This is a genomic window from Achromobacter piechaudii NBRC 102461 (genome assembly GCF_001571245.1).
Lineage (GTDB): Bacteria > Pseudomonadota > Gammaproteobacteria > Burkholderiales > Burkholderiaceae_B > Achromobacter > Achromobacter piechaudii.
Genome location: NZ_BCTK01000001.1, coordinates 22,328 through 44,572 on the forward strand (window position 1 = coordinate 22,328; position 22,245 = coordinate 44,572).

Consider the following 22,245-nt stretch of genomic DNA (forward strand, 5'->3'; position numbering starts at 1 on the left):
CCGCCAACACTTGATGGTTTGGCGTAGCTTTTTGAGGGGTCGAATTGAGAAGTTACGCTGATTCGTTTAGGATCCTTTAAAAAGCTACGCCACAGGATCCCGCCTTCCATGCAATTCGACGCACGCGCCGCAAAGCTTCTTGAACCAGGCCGACACCTTACCATTGATGGATACCCCGGTCTGCGCCTGGAAGCCACTGCGACAGCGCGGACGTGGACCTACCGATACAAGAGTCCCGTCAACGGCAACATGCGGCAGAAGAAGCTGGGTCGGTGGCCAGCAATGTCCATCGCCGCCGCAATCGTGGAGTGGGAGCGACTGCGCCAGCTGCGTGACGCGGGAGTAGACGTGGCTGTACAGGCAAAGGAGGCGCGCCAAGCATCCAAAGTGGCTGCCGCTGCCGCGCGGGAAAAGCAAAAGGGCGCGCTGACAGTGGCGGGCGCGTGCGCGATCTATCACGCAGGGCACATCAAGCTGCACCGCACAGAGAAGGGCCAGGTCGAGATCGCTCGAATGTTCAACACTATGCTGGGAGATCTGGCTGACAAGCCCGCAGGGGAGGTCACGCGGGCGGACGCGTTCGGGTTGATCGAATCATATGGGCACATCCCTGTCCAGGCGCAGATCCTACGCCGTGAGTTGGGGGCGGCTTGGGACCATTGCCATGACGCAGGAAAGCTGTCCGAGACCGTGCCCAATTGGTGGCGCATGATTCTTCGGGGGAAGCTGAAATCGAAGGGAAAGGCGATCAACGGCAAGAAGAGCGGCGTGAAAAAGCGAGTCCTGTCGCCGAAGGAAGCCGGGGAATTAATTCCTTGGCTCCCCAACTTTTCGCGCGACGTGGAGGATTTTTTGACGCTGTATCTCTGGACTTGCGCCAGAGGGGCCGAGATCGGTGCTATCGAAGCCGAGGAAATCTCGGACGAAGCTGACGGCTTATGGTGGACGGTACCGAAAGAAAAAACGAAAAATGCAAAACGACCGGAAGCTACGGATTTTCGCGTGCCTTTGGTCGGTCGTGCAGAACAGGTGGTCAGGCGGCGGCTGGCCGCGCAGAAAACGGGATACTTGTTTCCCTCGTACGGGAAGTCGGGCCACTGGGAACAAAAGTCAGTGCAGACCCGCGTTTACTACCACCAGCCATACAGCGAAACTGCTCCAGATAGGAAGCGTGAACGGTTGACAGTGACGCATTGGGCGCCGCATGACCTGCGGCGCACGTCTCGCACATTCCTCGCTTCCCTCGGCTGCCCGCGTGAGGTGGGCGAAGTAATTCTGGGCCATATGCTGCCTGGAGTTGAGGGGGTGTACAACCGGCATGCCTACGACAAAGAGCGCCGCCTATGGCTCAAGCGCTTGTCTGTGTATCTGGAAAAGCTGGTCAAGAGTGGCGTTTAACCACCCGCACTTCTAGCGGGGGCGCGTCTTGGCTTTTTCGCCCCGGTGTTGCACGGCGGAAGAATCGTAGACCGAGGGCGACTCGCCGCCCACTCCACAACTTCGGCATAGAGATAACCAACGCGCCGTCCGGACAGTTCCCTCGGCGCGGGGAACTCATTGCGGGTCACCATGGCCTGGATGGTTGATTCGGCCAAGGTGGTGATCAATGCTACGGTCGGCAGATCCACGTAGACCGGCTCAATACGAAATTCAGCGCTCATTAGACTTCTCCTGCGACCGCTGGACGGTCTCCTCTTTCAGATCAGATTTTCGTTCCAGCCATTTCCGGTATCGACCAAAGCTACCTTTGGCTTCCGCCTGCGGCACGGAAATTCCTTGCCGTTCGTCAAGCCACGCTTGCACTTCGCCGCCTGACCACATCTTGCGCAGATGCGTCGGGAACAGGATGCGCACCGCCTCGCCGGCCTGTGGTGCGGCGCTGTCATTTTCCGCAGCATTCGCGAGCAGGGACTTGATCGCAAGCCTGAACGTGTCGCGGCATTGTTCCGCCAGGCGTGCGGGGATCATGCGGGCTTGAATGCCATCTGGGCAGCAGTCCCGGTACTCGTCGCCTACCGGGCCGACGCTGCCGCATCCTGGGCAGTACCGAGCAAGCGCCTCCCCGGCTACAGGGGCGCTTGCTTGGCGTACATTCAGAGCTTCCAAGGCGCTGACGAATGCCCGCACGCAATCGGGGCAATTCTCCGGACCTTCACCGCCGGTGTTGGTGCAACCCTTTCGATACTCGGCCAAGATTTCGCCTAGGCTCATGATGTGCGGGCGTGCCTCCCCGACTACAGGGGCGCTTGCCAGGGCGGCGTCATGGTCGCGCATCAGGCGAGTGATGGTATAGAGCCGGCCGCCGATGCGCTCGCAGAGTCCGGCCTTGATCGTCAGTAACGGGAATTTATCTTTGAGCCAATCGACGGCCGAACGCTTAACCGCGACGTACCCGCACGGGTCCACGGCCGCCCGCTCATCGGCTACAGGGGCGCGCAGCTGAGACAGGTGCTGCGCCAGGGCGCAAGCAAAGTCAGCTGCCAGGGTGTTAGCGATATACCGCTTGAAGTCGTGCCGGCCGATCTGCGTTGCGAAGTATTCCGCAACGTAGGCTCGGGCGCCTTCGCTGGTGTTCAGATCCTGGGCGCCAGTTTCTTGCGGTGCCGGGGCCGCGGTGTTGGTGGTCATGCTGCCTCCTTTCCGATGTTGCGATACATGCGGTCCACGGCCTTCTGCCGGGCATCCAGCTTTTTGGATCGCATCAGGTGGTCATGCATAGGTTTGTCGTAGGACTCGATCTCGCGTAGTAGCCGGATCCTTTCTTGAATGTCGGTGGTCGCGTTGAATTGGACGGCCAGTGCGTCGCGCTTCGTGAAGTCGGGCTTCTCAGTTGCCCATCGGGCAGACTCCGCGTCGTAGTCGGCAAGCAGCTTCTCGCTAGCAACCTTCCAGCGGATGAAAAGCAGGTCTCGGCGACTGATGCGCAGGAAGAATCCCTTTTCACGCACGAAGGCGATGATTTCTTCCTTCGTGAACTCGTTGAGGACATCGAGGCCGGTGGTCATGCCTCACCCACTTTGCCCTGCTGGGCGGCAATGGCTTCGAAGGCTTCGCCGACATGTTCGTGCCAAGCGGACCCGTGTTTCAGGTAGTACCCAAGCAAGAAATAAATCACTGCCGCTTGCTCGTGCTCGGCCTTGTTCTTGATGACGTGGCCGCCGGCTCTCAGAAGCGTTGCCAGCTCGCCGCACGCGAAGTTCGGCCGTCCCAGTATTTCGATCAGGTCGTCATCCAGGGGCGGCAGAGCATCCCGCGCATCGCCAGCAGCGGGAGCAAGGAAACCAACGGCAGCGAGGGCGGCGCGCATTCGTTCGCGGAAGTGTTCTTGCTGGTCACGCGTCAGCGCAGCACGCGGGCCTGCGGCGAACCAAGCATTTACAGCAGCGTCGACCAATTCGACCGGGGGCGCGTTCTCGGGGGCGGTCATTCGGCGGGTTCCTGTTCGGTAGGAATTTCAGCCTGGCCGGCAGCTGCTGCGGCTTCGGCCTGGATGCGCTGCTTTTCGGCTTGCTTGGCGCGGACGGTTTCAACCGCGCCATGGGCCTGGAACAGATCCAGCAAGGCGGCGGTAGGGATGGTGATGGTTTCGGGCGCTACGCGGCCCTCCTGCGTGTCTACCAGGGTTGCGCGCTGGTTAGGGTCCAGTCCCTTGATGAAGGCGTCCACGCCGCTGATAAGCGGGGAGACGACCTTGCGGGGCAGGGCGCGGCCGTGGATCGCGCTGGGCGTCACCTTCGATTTGCCTGCGGCCTTGGCCTTGTCCAACTGGGCTTGCAAGTAGGGGCCGGCAGCTTCGCCGTGCTTGGCAATTGTGTCGATGGCCGTGGAAGCCATGACGGCGCCGGACAGTATCAGGGCGTGGACATCGCTGTTTGCATGGGCCAGGCTGATCATCTTGGCGACCCACTGCGGGGAAACCTGATCTAGGCGGGCAATGCGGTCATAGTCCCACTTGAAACTGGCGAGACGGGCATAACCAAAAGCGGTTTCCAGTGACAGGAGGTGGCGGCCTTTGGCACTATTGAGGACGCGGGCGGTCCGGTCAGCGTCGTTGCCGACGAAAGAAGTAATGTCGATCCAGACTTCACCGTCCTCATCCTGGAGGGGCGCGCCTGCGTCGATGGCCCGGCCGATCTGCTTATACCTGCGGTGGCCTTCGACAATCCAGCAGCCGCCCTCAGATCGGGGGCGGACTTCCAACGGCGGAAGCGGGCCGCCGCCCATAATGTGCTGAAACAGGCTTTCATCGTCGGCCTCGGCCTGTGCGCGTTCCTCGCCTGATAGATTTTCGACGGGGATACGCAGGTTGAAGCCTGGTTCTACGTGCAGATCCCTGTATCGAATCTGCATTGCGTGGGCGCGCCTGATTTCTTTGTTGAGGATCTTCTGTCGGAAGGACACGGGGGCGGGAGAGTCGGTCATGCGGACACCTTGGATGGTTGTGGATCAGAAGCGCTTTTCGCCGCCGAGGACGTCAACAAGTTCGGCCATCATCTTGGCCAGTTCACCCGTCATCAGCATCATGTCGGAATCGAACTTTTCGTCGTCGTTGGCGGCCACGCCTTCGTTGCCTTCCTTCAGCACATCCAGCGGCGAAACGCGCTTGACGTCCATACCTTCGGTGAGCACGAACGAGATGCGGTCGGCCCAGGTCATGGCGAGGCGAGTGCATTGCTTGCCGGATTGGATGTGGCGGCGGGCGTCTTCCGCATCGATGGAATGCTTCACGTAGCGGATAGCTGCGCCGCTTTCACCTGATGACCGGAGTTCGGTGTCTTGGTCGATTGTGAAGTTGGCGGGCGCTTCATCTTCGGCCAGCCAGCCGGTCATGGCCGCAGCCGGAGACTGCGCGACGTACAGGTTCTCCAGAGGGAACGGCTCAACGCATTTGGCGAGGATGCCGATCACTTCGTCAGCCCGAGCGGAGGCGGCGGCGTCGATCACAAGCCAGCGGTTCAAAGGGTCGATCCACACGCGGGTATCGCGGTAGATGCTGAATGCGCGGGGCAGGAGTTCGTCAGTGACGCGCTCCTTGATATCCTTCATCTGCTTGCGCCCCGGCTTGTAGCCTTGCTGCTCTTCAATTTCTTGGGCGCGGAACTTGGCCACCTGGTTGATGACCGTGGCCGGAAGCAACTTCTTTTCGGAACGCAGCGACAACAGGATCTGCCCATTCACGACATGGGCGAAGCCGCCATTTTCACGGGCAGGCACCCAGCCGATCGATTGCATTTCGAGGTTATTGCCGGGCTGGAATGCGAAGCGCTCAAGGGCTGCTTGCAGTTCATCGCCGTACAAAGTCCAGGCGGCGGACAAGCGGTAGATCTTCAGATTTCTGAACCACATTTTGAAAACTCCAGGGCAAAGGGGGGCGATTACGGCCGGATCGGGGGAAAGCGGTCGGGCGACTGGCGATTGATCGCACGTCCGGCGTTGCGCACGCCCTTCCAGATGTTGCAGATGGTCCCGCGCGAGACATGGAACTGCGCCGCCAAGTCATAGACGCTGACGAAGCCCCGCATGGCGTTGATGTAGTCGATATGTTCGTCACTCAACGGCTGGCCCTTGACGGGCGGCGTGGGCGTTTCGAACTCAGGATGGAGGAAGGACGCAGGGGGCGCGACCGGGGGAGACCACCCGGCGCGGTCGCGCACAACAAAATCGATTCCGTTCATGCCGCGAAGCTCAGGAGCCAGCCGAGGATCTGGCGGCCGAAGAGAACGAATGCGGCGAAGCCGATGCCAGCGGCCCAAGCCCACGAAGCGGGAATGTCCGCGTCTTCGCTCCAGTTGCCCCGGCCTGCGTGGTCACGCGGGGCAACGATGTTGGTCAGCTTGCCCGCCGCTTGCGCGATGGACGGCACCTTGCGGCGAGCGGTAGGCGCGGTTGCAGTGATTGCGTTCATGTTGCTTTCCAGGGATCGGCCGCGACATAGCGGCGGTTGAAGTGTTCGCCGATAGGGACCACGGCCACCGCTGCCAAGGCGAGCAGGGCCAGGCCCCACCAGATGGCGGGGATGGTTGAAGGCATGGGGAAGTGCGCGAATGCGCGGTGATGGGCTTTGGAGAGCAGGCCGGAGGCCCGGTTAATCCCTGAAAGTCACTTTCAGCGTCGGTGACGTTGCGACGCCGGCCCGCTCTCCAAAGCCGCCCCGGTAGACGGGGCAGGGGTAGGGGTAGGGGATTACAGCTTTCCGTTGCGGATCAGCACGCTGAGGATGGGCGCGAGGATATCGAGCAGGGCTTCGAGGAACTTGATCATGTCATTTTCCAATGAGAAGAAAGGTGTAGTTAAAAGCTGAGGGCGGACTTAAGTTGGCGGAATTGATGCCGTTGGCAATTAGCGATATTGACTTCTCTAGGAGCACATATGCTTTCCGGCATCGGTTTCATATTTGATTGGGTGATGGTGGCTTTTTGGTCTGCGGGCCTGATGTTCTTTGTTGGGTTTTTGGGTTGGGGGGTATCGACTCTGTTGGATCAACCATTGGCTCGATGGATTGTGGCGGCGGTGGGGATGGTTGCGTTGGTTTGCGGGTATGGGTGGGATGTCTGGTTTCAAAGCGAGCCAACGTCTTGGATCCAACATTTGGAAAGCCGTGGGGGCCACACCCATGAACAGCAAATCAAGCTAATTTGGGCGGCCTTTGTCGGTGGTGTCGCCGGTCTACTCATCTTCAACGCCGCAGAAAGCTGGTATTCGGGGCGCTGGCGCTACTAGGGCTGTCTGATAAGTTTCCCGGTTCAGGTCATCGCCCGCGGGGCATGAGCCGGGACTGTCAGGCCGAGACCGCTTCGGCTTTTGCACGCGCGCCGCAAAAGGGGCAGAAGGTCACATGTATTGGCACCGCTTTGCCATCCTGGCTGCGGTAGCCTGGGGCATCCGCTTTCATTTGAAGCGGGATGCAGAGCCGGGCGTCCATTGCGCTGCCGTCGATGACGAAGGCGATGTTGCCCATCTTGACGCTGCTTATCGGACCTTTGATTTGCGGTTGAAGGTGTGCTCTAGCCTCTTGTTCAACACGCGAAATGCAGTGGCATTGCATGGTCATTTCCTCAATGCTGGGGGTGCGGATCGTTTGTGTTTGCGAGGTCCAGCACAGCGTCAAACCAGGGTGTGCCGTCCCGAGAATCATCGGTGCTGAAGTTCGCGTTGTCGGCGCCAAAGGTGCCGATCACGCGACTATTTACGGTGTTGAAGAGGCCGTGCAGCGGCACGTCGTGCAGGGTGCCGTGGAACACGACCCAATCGCCGCCGGCTTCGAAACCCGACGTGTTTACGGTCAGTCCGGCAGCCTTCGCCGCGTCTACAAATTCCGCGCTTGTCCTGCCGCGTGCATAGGTCTTCATGGTGGGGTTCCTCAAGGGGAGAGCTTCGGTAAGCGCTGACTCGCAGCGCTGGCCGAAACCCGCTTTTCAGCGGAAACGGTAGCTACACTTGACGGTTCGATAGGAGGGAACGGCGTGAGCCAATCTAAAAAATGCTTTGTCTCGGCGGTGTTCGCCGTGACCTTAGTGCAAGCGAACTTCGCTTTTGGGAAACCAAGCCAAGAGACGCTTGAGCACTGCAAAGAACTGGAAGGCATGGCAGGGCACGTCATGGAACTGCGCCAAGAGGGGGCAGGTATGTCCGAAGTCATGAGCGTTGCCGCCGACACGCCAGGCTACTGGGGGAGGTCCGTTGCAACTCTTACTGAAATGGCCTTTCGATTCCCGCGAGAATCTGCGCTTGAAGATCGAGACGAAGCTGTTTCGGAATTCAAGAACGCGGTATTTGCTGGTTGCCTTAAAGGCCGCAGCCGACCCTAGCGAGTCTTGCAATAGATTTGATGGCCGGGGTTATCGTCGCCACGCCCGGCTGGGCGTTGCTTGGGCGTGGTGGCTCAAGCACACAGGGGCCGGGGCGCGTTTGCGCCTGGTTGTCCTGTTTCGCCCTTCCCCTGTGAGGGCGGGCGGCCTCGGTTGTTAAAGAGCGGTATTCGCCTTCCCCATTCCGACTTTGTGGCGGTGACGTCTCCCGCTTGAGGCGATGGCCTGACTGCTGCCTGCGGGTCCGTGGGGGCTACTGCTTTGCCGGTTAAGGCGTGGATGAATTTAACCATAGTTCATTTTTAAGTTCAACCATAGTTCAGTGGTGCGCGTGGTTCGGCTTTGTCAGGACGACAAAAAGCCACCCCGCAGGGTGGCTATTTTTTCTAGATCAGATGGCTAGCTTAGGATTTGATCCACTGGCCGGACTCGTCATCGCCCAGACGGGAGCCGGCCCAAACCACTTGCCCAAGGACGCGCACGGGCGAGCCGTTTTCCAGAGGAATATCAGGGTAGCTAGCATTGAACGAGCGAGCGACCCATCGCTTTGTTAAACGATCCTGCGCCACGGTCTTCACGATCATCTTCCCGTCGTAGTTGATCGCGTAAACGCCACCCGCAGCGAGGTCGCGGATAGTCAATTCTTCGCTTGGAACGACGAGCAGCGCTGCCCCATCTTTAATGATCGGCTCCATGCTGGCGCCCTTAGCGTAAACCACACGAGCTTTCCCCGCGCTAGCTCCAACAGAGCGCAAAAATGAGCGGCGGAACTGCACTACCCCCGTCTGTTCCTCAAGACTGTTTTCAATGCCGTCTCCGGCAGCCAGGCGTACGTCTGCCAATTCCGGCACCTTTTCAAACTTGTCGTTCGCTGCGTGCGGTTCTCCCGGGCCGACGTTGGCGACCACTCCTGTCCGGGTGCTGATTCTCACGCGCGAGTCTCGCTCGGCTTGGTGAGTGGTCTTGCCTCCATCCCTGGGCGCGGCGGGCATGCCCCCAGTTCGCATTGGGAACGGGTCATGAGCGTGGTCCATGTCCACAAGTCCGCCCCGACTTGCAGGAGCTGACTGGGGGGCTGGGGACGAAACGGCTATACCAAGGTTCAGTTGAGCGATCGCAAGCGCCAGCGCCCCTTGAAGCGAACTCAGCTGCGAAGGCGCCAACTTGCGAACCTGATCTTCCGGAATGTCCGGGAAGGGCCAGGCGGCGACAGTCTCAGAAGTGGCCCCCGCGCCTCGATCTTGTTTGCCTTCGCCGAGGGCCAGCCAGTCGCTGGAGACGCCCAGCATTCGTGCCGCAATCGCGTTATTGGCGGCATTGAATGCGCTGGATTTTCCATCGATGACTTTCTTAACGGCTTGATAGGACGTACTCAAGCCTTCCGCCAACTGCGAAGCGGAAATAGAGGCCGCCTTCATCGCGGCGGCGAGCCGATCTCTGTATTCAACCATAGTTGCAAAAGTACCTGATTTGGCCAGAACTATAGTTGCTTCGTGAAATGAACTATGGTTCAATCGCCAGATGAAAAAGACCGACGCCATCAGCAAATTGGGCGGCTCAAAAGCCGATGCCGCTCGCGCGATTGGGATCTCGTACCAAGCCGTAGACAAATGGCCTGACGTATTGACGCCCAGGATCAAGGACCGCGTGCAGGCTGCATTCGTGCGCCGCCACCCGAGCGATTGGGCCGCGCGTTGGCCGGAACTCGCCAATCAGGAGAGCAACCATGAATGACACAGCACCGCCTTCGCAGCCCGTCCCGGAGACCGCCGCGCCGATACCACCTAACGACAAAGTCCAGATAGGGCCGTTGGACGTCTGAAGTTTGTTTTCCATGCTGCGCATCTTATGGGCGGCGGAACAAGAGCAAAACCCTGATCCGCAAGGCATTTCAAGGTAGGACCGCATGACCTGCAAATACAACCTAATTGATCCGCATGACGCGCTGTATATCGGCGTCACGAAAACGCCCGGAGGCGTGGAAGAGCTTGCAGCCTTCCTTACGAACCGCCGCGGCATTTCAATTCACCCGGAAACGCTGCGGCAGAAAATGACTCGTGCGAAAGGCCAGTCTATGTCGCTCGACATGATTGAGCTATCGACCGAGTGGATGATGGAGAAGCAGGACGGGGGGCGCTACGCACGCGACTGGTTGATGGCGCTGAACGTTCGTCATGGCGTTGCGGCGAGCATTCTGCCGCCGGCTCCGCATCAGCCGGATGAGGTTGCGGCGGTCCGCACCAAGGTTATGGAGATGTCGAGCCTCAACGGGAGCTTGTCGGCCGTGGCGATTGACGCAGTGTCGGACGGCGACATCTGCGAAGCGGACGCCTCTCAGATCGTGATTGAGTGCGACAAGATCATCGAGAAGGCTCAGCGCCTCAAGCGAAACGTTGTCCGTGCCTACCAGGATAAGGCGAGGGCTGCATGCTGACGCGCGGGACATCGGGTGTACCCGTGCGGGCGCGTGTCCCGTCCACGGAGCGTAAGGGGGCGGCGCTTTCGCGCACGGCTGCAATGATGTGCAACGGCGCGAGGTTCCAGCGGTGGGTTGCTTCCCGCATTGGCGCCGCCCCCGAGGGCGTGTCGGCCCAGCAGCACGCCGCGCAGTACGTCCGCGATATGTGCGGCATCACCAGCCGCGCGGATCTGGATCACAACGCCGAGGCGGCCACGTTATTTCATACCGCCGTTCGCATCCCATTCGTTGAGTGGAGCGGCGTCTATGGCTGACTGCTTGCACATGTTCCGAGGCTACCGGGTGCCGCCTGCGACCGTTGAAGCGGTCAAGCAGGCCATCATCGACACGCCGCGCCGCGTTGATGTCGTGGCGCTACGGGCCATGGTGCTGCCCGCCTTGGTGGCGGTGGACCCTTGGCCCAGCACGCCTCGCGCTGATGCTGCCGCGCGTGCCGTTGATTCGTTCCTGTTCGATGCTGCCTGCGCTGGCTTGATCAAACGCCGCGCAAACGCCTGGAAATTCCCGTACTGGTGGCGAGTCAAAGCGGAGCCGGGGGCGGTATGTCGCTGATGCGCCGCACGCCGCTCAAGAACAAGACGCCGATGAAGCGCAGCAGCACGCCGATGATGCGTGCCGCGCCGATTCGGACCACACCCATGCCGCCCCCGCGCGCAGCCATCAAGGCGCGCAAGAAGGGCAAGAAGAAGCCCAAGACCGTCTATCGCAACCCTGCGCTGTTGGCGCTCGCCGAGGGCGAGGAATGTCTTACGCGCGTGCCGACGTACTGCTGGGGCGGAATTGAAAGCACCGTGTCGGCGCATTCGAATCAGACGCGCGATGGCAAGGGCAAGGGCATCAAAGCCCATGATTGGGCCATCGCGTTCGCCTGCGGCGGTTGCCACTTCTTCCTGGACCAATCCAAGGCTCCCAGGCAAATGAAGCTGAGCTATTTCATCCCCGCCTTGCGGCTTACGCGCCAACGAATCATTGACCTGGGCAAGTGGCCCGAGGAAGCAGAGCGCGGCTTTCAAGCGCTCTATGGAGTCACCGAATGAACTACTACAGCCACAACATCGGCGACTACGCCCAGGCAACGATGCACTTGAGCCTGATCGAAGACGCCATCTACAGCCGTCTTCTGCGGCGTTACTACGCCGAGGAACAGCCCATCAAGGATGACCTGCAACAGGTGTGCCGTTGGGTGGGGGCGCGCAGCGAGGAAGAGCGCGCCGCCGTGCCGATGATCTTGCAGGAGTTCTTTGAGCTGGTTGACGGTGCGTGGCGCAATAAGCGGGCGGATAGCGAAATCGCCGCGTACCAGCAGAAGGCAAAAACCAATCGGGATAACGGGAAGGCCGGCGGAAGGCCCAAAAAGAAACCCAACGAAACCCAGTCGGTTTCTGATGGGTTGCCAGAAGAAACCCAAGCGGATGCGAAAGCAAACCCAGACGGGGGCCAGACAGAACCCAGTCGTAACCCTAACCAAGAACCAAGAACCAAAAACTATTCCGTTCCTAGCGGAACGGGCGGCACGCCGCCGCAGCCACCAACGGACGCAGACAAGATTTTCGCCTTGGGCTTGCCCTTGCTGATCTCTGCTGGCCAACCGGAGAAGCAAGCCCGTTCCATGCTGGGCATGTTCCGCAAGGGTCACGACGATGCGGAGATCGTACGGGCCATCCAGCAATGCGTGGATGACCAGGCCATTGAACCCGTTGCCTACTTGCAGCGCGTCCTGCGCTCCGGTGCGGCACGGGCTAGCCGCCCGCAGAGTGCAGCCCAACGCCGCGCATCCTGGAACGAAGAAATGGGCGCCTCGCTTTCGCGTGGCGTGCCGCAACCCGAAATCGACATGGGAGTCATCGATGTCACAGCTCATTAATCCGACCACCGGCAAGGGCATTGGCGACCTGGTTGTCGCGGAGTTACGGCTCATGTACGGGTCGAAGTTTGCGCAGGCATGGGAAGGGCTGACTCCGCGCGAGGTCAAAGACGCGTGGAATCAAATGCTGGCTGGCTTCACAGAAGCTGAGGCGCGTGTGGGCATCGTTGCGTGCTTGAGCCGTGATTGGCCGCCCACGTTGCCCGAGTTCATCCGATTGTGCCGTCCGTGGATGTCGCCAGAGGTTGCCTTTCACGACGCGATGACGGGCATGACTGCGCGCCGCCGGGGCGAAATCGGCAAATGGCCGCACCCCGCAATCTACTGGGCTGCGGTGGCGGTCGGGACGCATGACTTGCTGAACTGCGGCTATGGGGTTCTGAAAGGGCGCTGGGAACGGGCATTTGGCGATGAAATGGCGCGCGGCCAATGGCATCCGGTTCCCACGCCAGCTGCGGCGCTGCCAGCGCCTGGCGCTACTCAAGCCACGCCGGAGGAAGCGGCCAAGGCTTTGAAGGCGATGGGGGCGGGCGCGGTCCTGAACGAGTCGGGCCGCGATCCGCGCCGGGGTGCAAGACGCATCCTTGCCGCCGTGAAGAAGGGCAACGCGTCGTACTCGCCCACTGTGATTGCCATGGCTCAGGCTGCCATGGACGCTTACCCCGATCAGGGAGCGCAAGCATGAGCGGTGCATTGTCACGCAACAAGGGTGCGTCGTATGAGCGCAAGGTGGCCAACATGCTGACCGAGGCAACGGGCAAGGTGTGGCGGCGGCGCGTGCGCAACGCGGTAGGCGATAGCGATGTGGTGGCGGACGATCCCGCCTTCGCGCGTATCAGCATCGAATGCAAGCACGCGAACACGCTCTGCCTGCCCGCATGGTGGCGGCAAGCCCAGCAGCAGGCCGGCGAGCGAGGTGTTCCGGTGCTGATCTACAGACAAACGGGGGCGCGCGGCGAATCGGTGATGGTTGATGCCCACGACGTGAACCCGAAGATTTTTCCTGTCCGGGGGCGGCACACCGTAACCCTCGGATGGGAAGCGGCAATGCAATGGATGCGGGAAATGCTGCCCGCCAAAGTGACTTTTTCTCCGGGGATTTATTGATGACCACCTTGACCCTTTCCCGCCTGGCTTCGACCCCGGTCGTAGAGGCGACACCCAGCCGACTGTTTGCCACCGCTCATGCGGCGCTGACCTTCGCCTATAACCACACCGACCAGGTGTATGACAAGCCCATGATGGCTCGCATGGCGCAGGCACCGTCAGAGGGTAAGGGCTTGGGCGGCACCGACGGGGCAGGGCAGGCCGCCTTTGTCTTCGGGGCGCTGGATCCACTACCTCGTCTGTACCGCGCCATCCTGGTTGCGCGCTTTGCGCCCCGAACAGACCGCTGCAAATGCTGCCAGGGCACCGTTGATCGGCATGATTGGCTCGCGGCGGTACGCGAAATCTCTGACGCGGCTGCGTGTGATGCCTTGTCGGCGCATCCGACGCCCCGTGTGCTGCGTGACGCCATCGTGGCCCGGTATTTCGGGAAGGATGTGAAGCTGTCAGATGCTGCCGAGCGTGCAGGCGTGAGCGTTGCTACTGCGACAAATCACAACGGCAAGATCAAGCTGTGGCTCTATGGCACGCGGACAACGAAGCAGAGGGGGGGCGAGCGGGGCGCGGGCCAGAAGGGCGTCGAAGCGTTGGCGATGGAGTACGCAGCCGACCTCCTGTTGGCAAAGGGGCTGTGTGACTGAATCTCTTGCAGGGTTGAATTTTCTCTGCTAAAGTTCGCCCTGTTTATTCACTTTGAATAAGTGCGTACATAAAAAGCCCGCCAGCGAAAGCAGCGGGCTTTTTGCTTTCTGCGCGGTGCCTGAGAGGCCAAAAGGTGATGCCGCTAGAGGCTTTGCAGTGGGGCGCGCACCCGATACTGTGGAGTCCCTGGGTTCGAATCCCAGCCGCGCAAACCGGCTGGCTTGGCCGAGTGGTCAGGCTGCGGCCTTCCAAGCCGCCTACGCAGGTTCATTTCACGCTCGATCCATTTTGCTGTCCCCGGGCGGTGTCAGGCGGCATGCCACCGCGAGCAGGGTTGTACCGTCGGCTAACTGGTAGTAGTTCTCGCCCATCCAAGATACGGCGCTTCCGTCCTGCAAGCAGCAATAAAAGAACGCCTGTTCGCCATCATCGCAGGGCAGCGATCGGCATCGCCGCTCGATAACAAAGGTCTTTCCGTCTGGGCTTACCGCAATCAACACTGTAGGACGCTTCGTGTAGACCGTTTGCATGGCGCGACTCCCTTGCGTTGGGGTTGCCGATTCTTAGGTCTTGATTTGGGCACCAGCTCTTGCCGTAGTCAATACACCCTTTAGCCACATCCAGGGCGAACTAGCTCGCTTGGGGATGGATTGCAACGGGCTGTGGGCATGGCCGCAACGAGGGAAACCCCTGGCTCCCTACAAAATTCTGCGAGTAATAAAGTGCGTCTGCCGGTCATAGGGAGCCGCCACGATGAAAAACAACACACTGAATTCGCTGCATGCTGAAATCGCTCGTTTGGAGCATCGTTTAAACGCCCTACGAGCGAAGAGCAAGGCTCTTACTGTCCATCAAATTGTTAATTTGATGCGTCAGCTTCAGATCACACCTGACGAAATAACCGCTGCGTATCAACTGCTTTCGCCACAACCCGCCAGGGCTCCAATAGAACCCCTAGACGGCCGGTCCCGAGTGGCACCGAAGTATTTAGATCCTGAGACGGGGCATACATGGTCAGGCCGAGGCATCGTTCCGCGTTGGCTCGCTGCGGCAGAATTAGAAGGCCGTAGTCGTCATCATTTTGTGGTTGGACAACTACCGCCACGTTAGGCCGAGGCGTTATTTATTGGCCCCACGACTGCTCGCTACCGCTCGCTTTAAGAGCGCGGACATATTTGTGGTTTTGACCTCAATGTCAGCGCCCGGTGCAGAGGTGAATCGGAATTCAGCCCAGGAGCAACCGTCCAAATTCTGGAAGTAGTTCTTTATATGTGACAATTCTGCATCGTTGCCGACGATTGTTCGCATCTGCATCGTGCGGTCGCTGCGCGGAGGGCGATCCCGTATGTCTTCTAAGATGTGAGCGAGCAGAGATGCTGCGGCATCCGCCGTCAAGTCTTGTCGGGCCACGAGGAAAACTTGGACCGTCGGTTTGGCGCTTGGCTCCCAACCTGTGAAGTGCTCTTCCAGCGAAATGGTATCGGGGCACCTCCAACATATGTCGGTGACTGTCTCTAAGTCCCCAATGAGTTCGACAAGAAACTTTGTGGTGCGAGGGGCAGTCTCGGTCAAGTGTCCACCTCCTTTGCGTTAGGGGGCGAGATGCGGGCGATGTTGAACCATGCCGAATTCCGCTGACCTGCTCGGCTTGATGACAGGTCGCTATTGGTCGAGTGTATATCGTTGAAAGCCAACGCTGGCCGGCGATTACGCTGACTTCGCATCGTGGCTAGGTTCAAACGTCCACAATACTTAAACGAAAGCCCCGATACGGATAGTCCGGTCGGGGCTTTTGCATTGCAGCTGTAGAAGACGGCGACAGCCGGAGAATCGCGAGTTCCCCGGCTGACAGCCGAAACACGGAGTGAGCCGTGATCTACCCAAGGCCGTCCCACCTGTACAGGCGGGGGCCAGTTTACATGGACGTTCACAAGTGGCAAAACCGATCATTCCCTGGCTGGGTGGCAAGCGCCGCCTGGCTGACAAAATTCTCCCCTTGTTCCCGAAGCACTCTTGCTACGTCGAACCCTTCGCCGGGGGCGCGGCTTTGCTGTTCGCACGGCCCGAGCCGGCCAAGGTGGAGGTGTTGAACGACATCAACGGCGATCTGGTGAACCTGTACCGCGTGGTGCAGCACCACCTGGAGGAATTCGTCCGCCAGTTCAAGTGGGCGCTGTCCAGCCGCCAGATGTTCAAGTGGCAGAAGGAAGCGCGCCCCGAGACGCTGACCGATATTCAGCGGGCCGCGCGTTTCTACTACCTCCAACAGAACGCCTTTGGCGGAAAGGTTGAGGGTCAAAGTTTCGGCACCGCAACGACTGCGCCGCCGGGCCTAAACCTGCTGCGGTTGGAAGAGACGCTTTCAGCCGCGCACCTGCGCCTGGCGCGGGCCTATCTTGAGCATCTGCCTTGGCGAGATTGCGTGACCCGTTACGACCGCCCGCATACGCTCTTCTATATGGATCCACCGTATTGGGGCACGGCGGGATATGGCGTCGAGTTCGGGCTTGAGCAGTACGTGGCAATGGCCGAAGCAATGCGCACCATGAAAGGCCGCGCCCTGGTCAGCGTCAATGACAACCCACAAATGCGCGAGGTCTTCGCTGGGTTCACCATGCGAGTGCTGGACATCCGGTACATCGTCGCTGGGGGCGCGGGTGTGCCTCGTACCGAACTACTTATTCAAAGCTGGCCGGAGTAGCCGTTACACCTCGGCCATTTCATGCTCTGCGGCCATCGCCAGGAACGCGGAGCGTGAGAGGTGGCGTGCCTTGGCGACTTCGTCGATGCGGTGAACGAGGTTTTCGGGCAGGCTGATGTTGAGCCTTACGGCCTTGGCATTGACTTTGGACAGATCGATATCAACCATCATCCAGTATCCGCCCTGAAAGTCCTCTTTCCCCGCCCATGCTTCGGGCGCGGTGGGCGCGGGGATACGGTCGGTCTCGCCAAAGAAATGCGCTTCAACTGCCTCTTGCGCCGCGCGCGGGAGGTCCTGCAGTTCATCGGCCGCGGCAAAGCAGCCGGGGAAGTCGGGAAAGGAGGCACCGTAGGCGCTGCCTTCCTCCTTGTGTACGTGAATGGGATAGAGCAATTCTTTCTCCTTTCTGAAGGCCCGCTTATCGCAGGCCGGCTTGCTTGAGGATGCTGCGCATTGTCGGTGTCGGTAAGTCCTTCTTGGGGTGCGGCACCGTGACCTTGCCCGGCTTGGTTGGGTGCTTGAACTGATGGTGTGAACCTACGGTGTGCACGTGATACCAGCCGTCGGCTTTCAGTTGCTTGATGAGGTCTGCGCTGTTCATGTGTGTAATTATACACACTACACAAGAATACACAACAATTATTGTCTCCGCCCTTTCGCTATCAAGGTCCGTACGCTGGGCATGGCGCGCGGGGATTCGCTCATCGCCACCGGGCGGCGTGTGGTGGATAGCACCCGGCAAGGTCACAAGGGAATCGGCATGAAGCTCACGACACTCAAGCCGCGCCTTGCAATGGCTGGTTCCAGGTTGGCCGTTGCGCCGACGCCCAGCGCAAAGCGCATGACGGGCCGCAAGCTGCAAGACCGCCGGTTGCGTGTCTGGTCTGCGGATCCGCACTGCGCGCATTGCCGGACGCTGACCATTTACCCGCATGGGTTCGAACTGGACCACAAGGTAAGCCTGTTCGACGGCGGTGAAGACACCGACGCGAACACGCAGATCCTGTGCGTGTCACGCGACGCGATCGGCCGCAAGACCGGGTGCCATGACGCCAAGACGCGGGCTGATCTCGGATATCGAAACCGGGCCTAGCACTGTTCGACATCACAGGCCCGTGGCGCGATCCATTGCCGTCGTGATGGCGCGCCATTAGCCGCCCCGGGATCGCGCCGTGGAGCGCCTGTGCGCGGGTGTGAGCTGCCGATGGCAGGGGGGGGCGGGGTGAAAGTCTGAGGGGTATCGGCCTTGGAAACCACCTGTTCCCTCACGCACAGAAAATTTCCCCGTTTCGGAAAATTGTTAACCCACTTTTGTTAACCAAAACCTATGGCATTAACCGACAAAAAGCGCCGTTTCGTCGATGCGCTGCTGTCGGGTCTATCCGGTGCGAAAGCCGCTATCCATGCGGGTTACAGCGAAAACGGGGCGGCCCAAGCAGCCGCTCGATTGATGCGTGACAAGCATGTGCTGGCCGCTCTGGGGCGGACTGCCCAAGTTAACAAAATAGTTAACAAAAATTCGGTTAACAAAAAGCCGGATTCTGCACCGCCGTCTGACGTTCCAAGTGACCAACCAAGTGCCGCCGACTCCGTCGAAAGCGTCGGCCTGAAAGCGCTGGGCCTGACCTCAGATCCGCGTGCCGTGCTTGTGGCAATCATGAACGACCTGGGCGAAGAACCGAAGTTACGGATGGAGGCCGCGAAGGCGCTTATGCCGTTCACGCACGGAAAGATTGCTGAACAGGGCAAGAAGGGCGCCAAACAGGAGGCAGCAAACAAGGCGGCGGGCGGTCGGTTTGCGCCACCGCCGCCGCCTACGCATCTGCGCGTTGTCGGGAAAGGCTAGGCCATGACCTGGACAACCGCGTGCCCGGATTGGGCGGAACGTCTGCGCACGCGCAAGTCGATCATTCCGCCGCCCATCTATCCCGACCAGGCCGAATATGCGCTGGGCATCTTCAAGCAGCTCAAGGTCGTTGATCTGGCCCAGGTCTATGACGAAGCCATTGGGACTTACCGACACCAGACCTTCGGGGAATGCTCCGAAGAATGGGTTTTTGACTTTGTGCGGGCGATCTTCGGCGGATATGACGTCGAAACCGGAAAGCAACGTATCCGGGAATATGGCCTGCTGATCAGCAAGAAGAACACGAAATCGACTATTGCCGCCGGCATCATGTTGACGGCGGTAATCATCTGCTGGCGCCAGGAAGAGGAACACTTGATCCTGGCCCCAACGAAGGAAGTGGCAGACAACAGCTTCAAGCCGGCGGCGGCAATGGTTCGGGCGGATGAGGAGCTGTCGGACATGTTCCACGTCCAGGACCACATCCGCACCATTACCCATCGCACGACTCGCAACAGCCTTAAGGTGGTAGCTGCCGACACTGACACGGTGTCGGGCAAGAAGTCCGGTCGCATCTTGGTGGACGAATTGTGGCTATTCGGCAAGCGTGCTAATGCTGTGGCGATGTTCCTTGAGGCGCTTGGCGGCCAAATATCGCGTGATGAAGGCTGGGTGATCTACCTGACCACTCAAAGCGATGACCCGCCCGCAGGTGTCTTTAAAGAGAAGCTGGCGTACTGGCGCGATGTCCGTGACGGGAAGGTGGTCGATCCGAAGACATTGGGCATTCTGTACGAGTTCCCGGAGGATATGTTGGAGGCAAAGGCCTATCTTGACCCGGCCAATTTCTACTTCACCAATCCCAACATAGGCCGCTCAGTCAGCGCCGAGTGGCTGGAGGATCAGCTCAAGCTGCTGCGCGCCAGGACGGACGGCGCGTTCCAGCAGTTCCTGGCAAAGCACCTCAACGTCGAAATCGGCCTGAATCTGCGGTCTGACCGTTGGGCGGGGGCCGACCACTGGCAAGCGTATGGCGACCCGAGTCTGCGCCACCTTGATGATTTCCTGCTTCGCGTGGAGGTCATAACCGGAGGTATCGACGGTGGCGGCCTAGACGACTTATTGGGGCTTGGATTGGTGGGCCGAGAGCCTGGGACGGGGCGCTGGTTGCATTGGGGGCGAGCTTGGGCGCATCCGTCCGTTTTGGAGCGCAGAAAGGAAATCGCGCCGCGTTTGCGGGACTTCGAGCAAGACAAAGACCTGGTCATCGTCAACCGGATTGGGGACGACGTGGCCGAGTTGGCCGAGATCGTCAAGAGGGTGTATGACGCCGGGCTATTCCCCGAAAAGGAAGGGGTCGGGGTCGACCCTAGTGGCATCACGTTTGCGGAAGCATTTGCAGATGCGGGCATCCCAGACAACGTTCTTGTCGGTGTTTCGCAAGGTTGGCGTCTGGGAGGCACCATCAAGACCGTGGAGCGCAAGCTCGCGGAGGGAGCCTTTTCTCACGGCGGACGGCCAATGATGGCGTGGGCCGTCAGCAATGCGCGTATCGAGCAGCGCGCGAATTCAATTCTCATCACGAAGCAGGCCAGCGGCACGGCAAAGATTGACCCACTGATGGCGCTTTTCGATGCCGCGCAACTGATGGCGCTGAACCCATTGGCCGGCCCCAAGAAAATTCAACAAGGATTCGTGGTGATGTGATGGGACTACTTTCCAGATTCTTCGGCTCGGACAGCCAGGCAGTACAGCCCGACAGCCGACAAGAGCCAGCAATAGGCAATATCGCCGACGGCGAGACGGTCTCATCGTCCGACATCCGCATGTTTGAGATTTTTGGTGATCCTCGGACAGCGGCTGGCGCTGTGGTCAATGACCAGACCGCAATGCGGGTGTCGGCCGTGTATGCGTGTGTCTCGCTGATCGCCGGATCGATCGCCCAACTGCCGCTTCCCGTCTTTGAGCGCGTGGGCGGGGCACGTCAGCAAGTGGACCACGCGTATTGGTGGACGCTGAACGAGCAGTTTTGCCCCACCTGGGTGGCGTCTGCGGCGTGGGAATTCTTGGTGACGCAGATGCTGCTGCGGGGCGATGGCATTGCATACATCGTCCGCAATCGTGCCGGCACCATGACGAACCTTATCCCCTGGCCCCGCTCTCGTGTGGAGATCCGGGAGCAGGAGCGAGAAAGCCCGCGCGAGCTGCGGCGGTTGCAATACACCTTCTACGACGACAAGGGATTCTTCACGGTCGATCAGGATGACGTGATCCACATTCCCGGATTCGGATTCAACGGCATCAGTTCGATGTCCGTAATTCAGTGGGGCGCGCGCAACGGCATTGGCATCGCCATCCAGGGTGACGAGCATGCCGGGAAGTTCTTCAGCGAAGGGGGCAAGCCCGAAGTCGCCATCAAGGCGCCAGCAGCCATGTCTTTCGACATGCAGGAAGACTTCCGCGCCGCCTGGGTTGCCAAGTATGGAGGTATCCAGGGGAACCGCCGTATACCGCTGATTCTGACCGAAGGGTTGGACATCAAGGAATTGACTATGTCGGCGGTGGACCAGCAACTGCTGGAGTCCCGGCAATGGCAGGTGATCGACATGGCGCGCGCCTTTGGTGTCCCGCCGCACATGATCGGCGAAATGACGAAGTCCAGCAGCTGGGGTAGCGGCATTGAGCAGATGGGTATCGGCTTTGTGAAATACACATTGGCCCCGCATTTGAAGCGGATCAAGGGCGAGTTGAACCGAAAGCTATTCCGCACCGCGCGGTATTTCACCGAGCACAACACAGATGGGCTCATGGCCGGCGATTCCAAGGCTCAGGCGGAGTACTTCGCTAAGGCATTGGGTGGGCCAGGTGCGCAGGGCTGGATGAGCGTAGATGAGGTCCGCCGCGTGAAGAACCTCCAGCCCTTGGGCGGCGAGTTTGACCGCCCGACGCGGGCGGGCGAGCAAGCGCAACCCGAACCCGAGCACGACAACGATCAAGACAGGGAAACCCAGAATGAAAATTCCGAAACTGCTTCAGATGGCGCGTGACAACGCCTCTGGATCGAAGCCGCTGCGCGCCGAGTCTAACAACGGTGAGCATACGATCTACCTGCATGGGGTTATAGGCGGTTGGTGGGGCGATATCGACGCGACCGAATTTGCCAAGGCCCTTTCCAGCATCACGGCCGACACGATCCACTTGCGCATTAACTCGCCGGGGGGCGACGTGTTCGACGCCCGCGCGATGATGACCGCCATCCGCCAGCATTCGGCGAAGGTAGTTGCTCACGTGGACGGCTTGGCTGCTTCTGCGGCGACGGACGTTTGTATGGCATGCGATGAGGTAGAGATCTCGCAGGGGGCGTTCTTCATGATCCACAACGCCTGGACCGTTGCCATCGGCAACAAGGCGGACATGCGCGAAACGGCCGATTTGCTCGAAAAGGTGGACGGGGCGATCACCGCTGACTATGTGGCCCGTTCAGGGCAGTCGCCGGAGCAGGTCAGGACCTGGATGGACGCGGAGACCTGGTTCAGCGCCGACGAGGCGCTGGAACATGGCTTTGTCGATCGCATCGTTGACGCTGCTGCGAAGAAGCCGGCCGCCTCAAATGCATGGAATCTGGCGGCCTACCAGAACGCGCCCAAAGCGCTCACCGAACCGAAATCGTCTGGTGTTGATGACGCCGAGGTCCAAGCCCTAAGAAATGATCTTGAGCGGCGGTTTTCGCTGATCGAGGCCACCCCTGCATAAGCGGCTCCCGCACGCAGGACAACCCCACCGCCCTCGGGCGGTTTT

Annotated in this window: 34 protein-coding genes and 1 tRNA gene; 20 read left to right on the forward strand and 15 right to left on the reverse strand. The window is 60.1% G+C overall.

From position 1 onward, the window contains the following. The first annotated feature begins 108 nt into the window (after positions 1–108). Complete coding sequence (locus API01S_RS00130) at positions 109–1,398, forward strand: tyrosine-type recombinase/integrase (RefSeq protein WP_061302488.1); 1,290 nt, start codon at positions 109–111, stop codon at positions 1,396–1,398. Here the strand turns inward: API01S_RS00130 and API01S_RS28645 are convergent. The 9 genes from API01S_RS28645 to API01S_RS29465 are packed head-to-tail and all read right to left on the reverse strand — an operon-like array spanning position 1,395 to position 6,030. Beyond that, positions 1,395–1,661 (reverse strand): helix-turn-helix transcriptional regulator, encoded by a 267-nt coding sequence (locus API01S_RS28645; RefSeq protein ID WP_084802328.1) that lies wholly within the window; start codon positions 1,659–1,661, stop codon positions 1,395–1,397. The two genes, API01S_RS00130 and API01S_RS28645, sit on opposite strands and share 4 nt — an antisense overlap. Next, positions 1,651–2,628 carry a hypothetical protein gene (locus API01S_RS00135; protein WP_061302490.1) on the reverse strand — a complete coding sequence of 326 codons (978 nt, stop codon included), beginning with the start codon at positions 2,626–2,628 and terminating at the stop codon, positions 1,651–1,653. The genes API01S_RS28645 and API01S_RS00135 overlap by 11 nt, the downstream gene beginning before the upstream one ends. Continuing rightward, on the reverse strand, positions 2,625–3,005 hold the full coding sequence (locus API01S_RS00140; protein ID WP_061302493.1) for a hypothetical protein: 381 nt from the start codon (positions 3,003–3,005) through the stop codon (positions 2,625–2,627). The genes API01S_RS00135 and API01S_RS00140 overlap by 4 nt, the downstream gene beginning before the upstream one ends. Then, positions 3,002–3,427, reverse strand: coding sequence for a hypothetical protein (locus tag API01S_RS00145; protein ID WP_061302495.1), 426 nt, complete (start codon positions 3,425–3,427; stop codon positions 3,002–3,004). The genes API01S_RS00140 and API01S_RS00145 overlap by 4 nt, the downstream gene beginning before the upstream one ends. After that, entirely contained in the window at positions 3,424–4,422 is a 999-nt protein-coding gene (locus tag API01S_RS00150; protein WP_156487031.1) for a ParB N-terminal domain-containing protein, read from the reverse strand. Before API01S_RS00150 ends, API01S_RS00145 begins: the two co-directional genes overlap by 4 nt. Before the next feature lie 24 nt (positions 4,423–4,446). After that, positions 4,447–5,346: a recombination-associated protein RdgC gene (locus tag API01S_RS00155; protein ID WP_061302499.1), complete on the reverse strand. Its 900-nt coding sequence runs from the start codon at positions 5,344–5,346 to the stop codon at positions 4,447–4,449. 29 nt (positions 5,347–5,375) lie between these two features. Next, positions 5,376–5,675, reverse strand: coding sequence for a hypothetical protein (locus tag API01S_RS00160; protein ID WP_050729827.1), 300 nt, complete (start codon positions 5,673–5,675; stop codon positions 5,376–5,378). Then, positions 5,672–5,905: a hypothetical protein gene (locus API01S_RS00165; protein WP_061302502.1), complete on the reverse strand. Its 234-nt coding sequence runs from the start codon at positions 5,903–5,905 to the stop codon at positions 5,672–5,674. The genes API01S_RS00160 and API01S_RS00165 overlap by 4 nt, the downstream gene beginning before the upstream one ends. Further along, positions 5,902–6,030 (reverse strand): hypothetical protein, encoded by a 129-nt coding sequence (locus API01S_RS29465; protein WP_255221292.1) that lies wholly within the window; start codon positions 6,028–6,030, stop codon positions 5,902–5,904. Before API01S_RS29465 ends, API01S_RS00165 begins: the two co-directional genes overlap by 4 nt. A gap of 339 nt (positions 6,031–6,369) precedes the next feature. Between API01S_RS29465 and API01S_RS00170 the strand changes: the two genes are divergently transcribed. Continuing rightward, a complete protein-coding gene (locus tag API01S_RS00170) occupies positions 6,370–6,720 on the forward strand; it encodes a hypothetical protein (protein WP_061302504.1) in 351 nt (116 codons plus the stop codon). Between the two features lie 58 nt (positions 6,721–6,778). Here the strand turns inward: API01S_RS00170 and API01S_RS00175 are convergent, their stop codons facing one another. Together API01S_RS00175 and API01S_RS00180 are read right to left on the reverse strand one after the other, a co-directional pair. After that, positions 6,779–6,958 (reverse strand): hypothetical protein, encoded by a 180-nt coding sequence (locus API01S_RS00175; protein WP_061302506.1) that lies wholly within the window; start codon positions 6,956–6,958, stop codon positions 6,779–6,781. A gap of 97 nt (positions 6,959–7,055) precedes the next feature. After that, complete coding sequence (locus API01S_RS00180; RefSeq protein WP_061302507.1) at positions 7,056–7,349, reverse strand: hypothetical protein; 294 nt, start codon at positions 7,347–7,349, stop codon at positions 7,056–7,058. A 114-nt stretch (positions 7,350–7,463) separates the two neighbouring features. On the opposite strand from API01S_RS00180, the gene API01S_RS29080 reads away from it, so the two are divergent. Further along, on the forward strand, positions 7,464–7,808 hold the full coding sequence (locus tag API01S_RS29080; RefSeq protein WP_156487032.1) for a hypothetical protein: 345 nt from the start codon (positions 7,464–7,466) through the stop codon (positions 7,806–7,808). Between the two features lie 404 nt (positions 7,809–8,212). On the opposite strand, the gene API01S_RS29085 is transcribed toward API01S_RS29080, so the two are convergent. Further along, a complete protein-coding gene (locus tag API01S_RS29085) occupies positions 8,213–9,349 on the reverse strand; it encodes a S24 family peptidase (protein ID WP_254598525.1) in 1,137 nt (378 codons plus the stop codon). Between API01S_RS29085 and API01S_RS00190 the strand changes: the two genes are divergently transcribed. The 10 genes from API01S_RS00190 (at position 9,330) to API01S_RS29090 (ending at position 14,111) form a co-directional block, all read left to right on the forward strand. Continuing rightward, complete coding sequence (locus API01S_RS00190; protein WP_061302511.1) at positions 9,330–9,542, forward strand: helix-turn-helix domain-containing protein; 213 nt, start codon at positions 9,330–9,332, stop codon at positions 9,540–9,542. The genes API01S_RS29085 and API01S_RS00190 overlap by 20 nt on opposite strands. A gap of 172 nt (positions 9,543–9,714) precedes the next feature. Next, entirely contained in the window at positions 9,715–10,242 is a 528-nt protein-coding gene (locus tag API01S_RS00195; RefSeq protein WP_061302512.1) for a hypothetical protein, read from the forward strand. Positions 10,243–10,325: 83 nt separating this feature from the next. Continuing rightward, on the forward strand, positions 10,326–10,541 hold the full coding sequence (locus API01S_RS00200; RefSeq protein WP_156487033.1) for a hypothetical protein: 216 nt from the start codon (positions 10,326–10,328) through the stop codon (positions 10,539–10,541). After that, entirely contained in the window at positions 10,534–10,839 is a 306-nt protein-coding gene (locus API01S_RS00205; protein WP_061302516.1) for a hypothetical protein, read from the forward strand. Before API01S_RS00200 ends, API01S_RS00205 begins: the two co-directional genes overlap by 8 nt. After that, positions 10,830–11,324 (forward strand): nuclease domain-containing protein, encoded by a 495-nt coding sequence (locus API01S_RS00210; RefSeq protein ID WP_061302518.1) that lies wholly within the window; start codon positions 10,830–10,832, stop codon positions 11,322–11,324. Before API01S_RS00205 ends, API01S_RS00210 begins: the two co-directional genes overlap by 10 nt. After that, positions 11,321–12,151, forward strand: coding sequence for a YdaU family protein (locus tag API01S_RS00215; protein ID WP_061302520.1), 831 nt, complete (start codon positions 11,321–11,323; stop codon positions 12,149–12,151). The genes API01S_RS00210 and API01S_RS00215 overlap by 4 nt, the downstream gene beginning before the upstream one ends. Next, on the forward strand, positions 12,135–12,836 hold the full coding sequence (locus tag API01S_RS00220; RefSeq protein WP_061302522.1) for a hypothetical protein: 702 nt from the start codon (positions 12,135–12,137) through the stop codon (positions 12,834–12,836). The genes API01S_RS00215 and API01S_RS00220 overlap by 17 nt, the downstream gene beginning before the upstream one ends. Beyond that, the gene (locus tag API01S_RS00225) at positions 12,833–13,258 is read left to right on the forward strand and encodes a putative PDDEXK endonuclease (RefSeq protein ID WP_254598523.1); all 426 of its coding nucleotides are present in this window, start codon (positions 12,833–12,835) and stop codon (positions 13,256–13,258) included. Before API01S_RS00220 ends, API01S_RS00225 begins: the two co-directional genes overlap by 4 nt. Continuing rightward, positions 13,258–13,899 (forward strand): hypothetical protein, encoded by a 642-nt coding sequence (locus API01S_RS00230; protein WP_061302527.1) that lies wholly within the window; start codon positions 13,258–13,260, stop codon positions 13,897–13,899. Before API01S_RS00225 ends, API01S_RS00230 begins: the two co-directional genes overlap by 1 nt. A gap of 109 nt (positions 13,900–14,008) precedes the next feature. Further along, positions 14,009–14,111: transfer RNA gene (locus API01S_RS29090), tRNA-OTHER, on the forward strand. 61 nt (positions 14,112–14,172) lie between these two features. Here the strand turns inward: API01S_RS29090 and API01S_RS29095 are convergent. Next, entirely contained in the window at positions 14,173–14,430 is a 258-nt protein-coding gene (locus API01S_RS29095; protein WP_156487034.1) for a hypothetical protein, read from the reverse strand. Between the two features lie 337 nt (positions 14,431–14,767). On the opposite strand from API01S_RS29095, the gene API01S_RS29625 reads away from it, so the two are divergent. Both API01S_RS29625 and API01S_RS00240 read left to right on the forward strand, forming a co-directional pair. Then, positions 14,768–15,010 (forward strand): H-NS histone family protein, encoded by a 243-nt coding sequence (locus tag API01S_RS29625; protein ID WP_409360599.1) that lies wholly within the window; start codon positions 14,768–14,770, stop codon positions 15,008–15,010. 823 nt (positions 15,011–15,833) lie between these two features. After that, positions 15,834–16,601 carry a DNA adenine methylase gene (locus API01S_RS00240; RefSeq protein ID WP_061302531.1) on the forward strand — a complete coding sequence of 256 codons (768 nt, stop codon included), beginning with the start codon at positions 15,834–15,836 and terminating at the stop codon, positions 16,599–16,601. A gap of 3 nt (positions 16,602–16,604) precedes the next feature. Here API01S_RS00240 and API01S_RS00245 read toward each other — a convergent pair whose 3' ends face one another. After that, positions 16,605–16,994: a type II toxin-antitoxin system HicB family antitoxin gene (locus API01S_RS00245; RefSeq protein WP_061302533.1), complete on the reverse strand. Its 390-nt coding sequence runs from the start codon at positions 16,992–16,994 to the stop codon at positions 16,605–16,607. Positions 16,995–17,019: 25 nt separating this feature from the next. Then, positions 17,020–17,202, reverse strand: a complete 183-nt coding sequence (locus API01S_RS00250; protein WP_061302535.1) for a type II toxin-antitoxin system HicA family toxin — start codon at positions 17,200–17,202, stop codon at positions 17,020–17,022. Between the two features lie 159 nt (positions 17,203–17,361). Between API01S_RS00250 and API01S_RS00255 the strand changes: the two genes are divergently transcribed. The 5 genes from API01S_RS00255 (at position 17,362) to API01S_RS00275 (ending at position 22,200) form a co-directional block, all read left to right on the forward strand. Next, positions 17,362–17,694 (forward strand): HNH endonuclease signature motif containing protein, encoded by a 333-nt coding sequence (locus tag API01S_RS00255; protein ID WP_061302537.1) that lies wholly within the window; start codon positions 17,362–17,364, stop codon positions 17,692–17,694. Between the two features lie 234 nt (positions 17,695–17,928). Beyond that, complete coding sequence (locus API01S_RS00260; RefSeq protein ID WP_061302538.1) at positions 17,929–18,447, forward strand: terminase small subunit; 519 nt, start codon at positions 17,929–17,931, stop codon at positions 18,445–18,447. Between the two features lie 3 nt (positions 18,448–18,450). Beyond that, complete coding sequence (locus tag API01S_RS00265; protein WP_061302540.1) at positions 18,451–20,154, forward strand: terminase large subunit; 1,704 nt, start codon at positions 18,451–18,453, stop codon at positions 20,152–20,154. Next, positions 20,154–21,494: a phage portal protein gene (locus API01S_RS00270; protein WP_061302541.1), complete on the forward strand. Its 1,341-nt coding sequence runs from the start codon at positions 20,154–20,156 to the stop codon at positions 21,492–21,494. The genes API01S_RS00265 and API01S_RS00270 overlap by 1 nt, the downstream gene beginning before the upstream one ends. Continuing rightward, positions 21,460–22,200 (forward strand): head maturation protease, ClpP-related, encoded by a 741-nt coding sequence (locus tag API01S_RS00275; RefSeq protein WP_061302543.1) that lies wholly within the window; start codon positions 21,460–21,462, stop codon positions 22,198–22,200. Before API01S_RS00270 ends, API01S_RS00275 begins: the two co-directional genes overlap by 35 nt. Positions 22,201–22,245 lie beyond the last annotated feature (45 nt).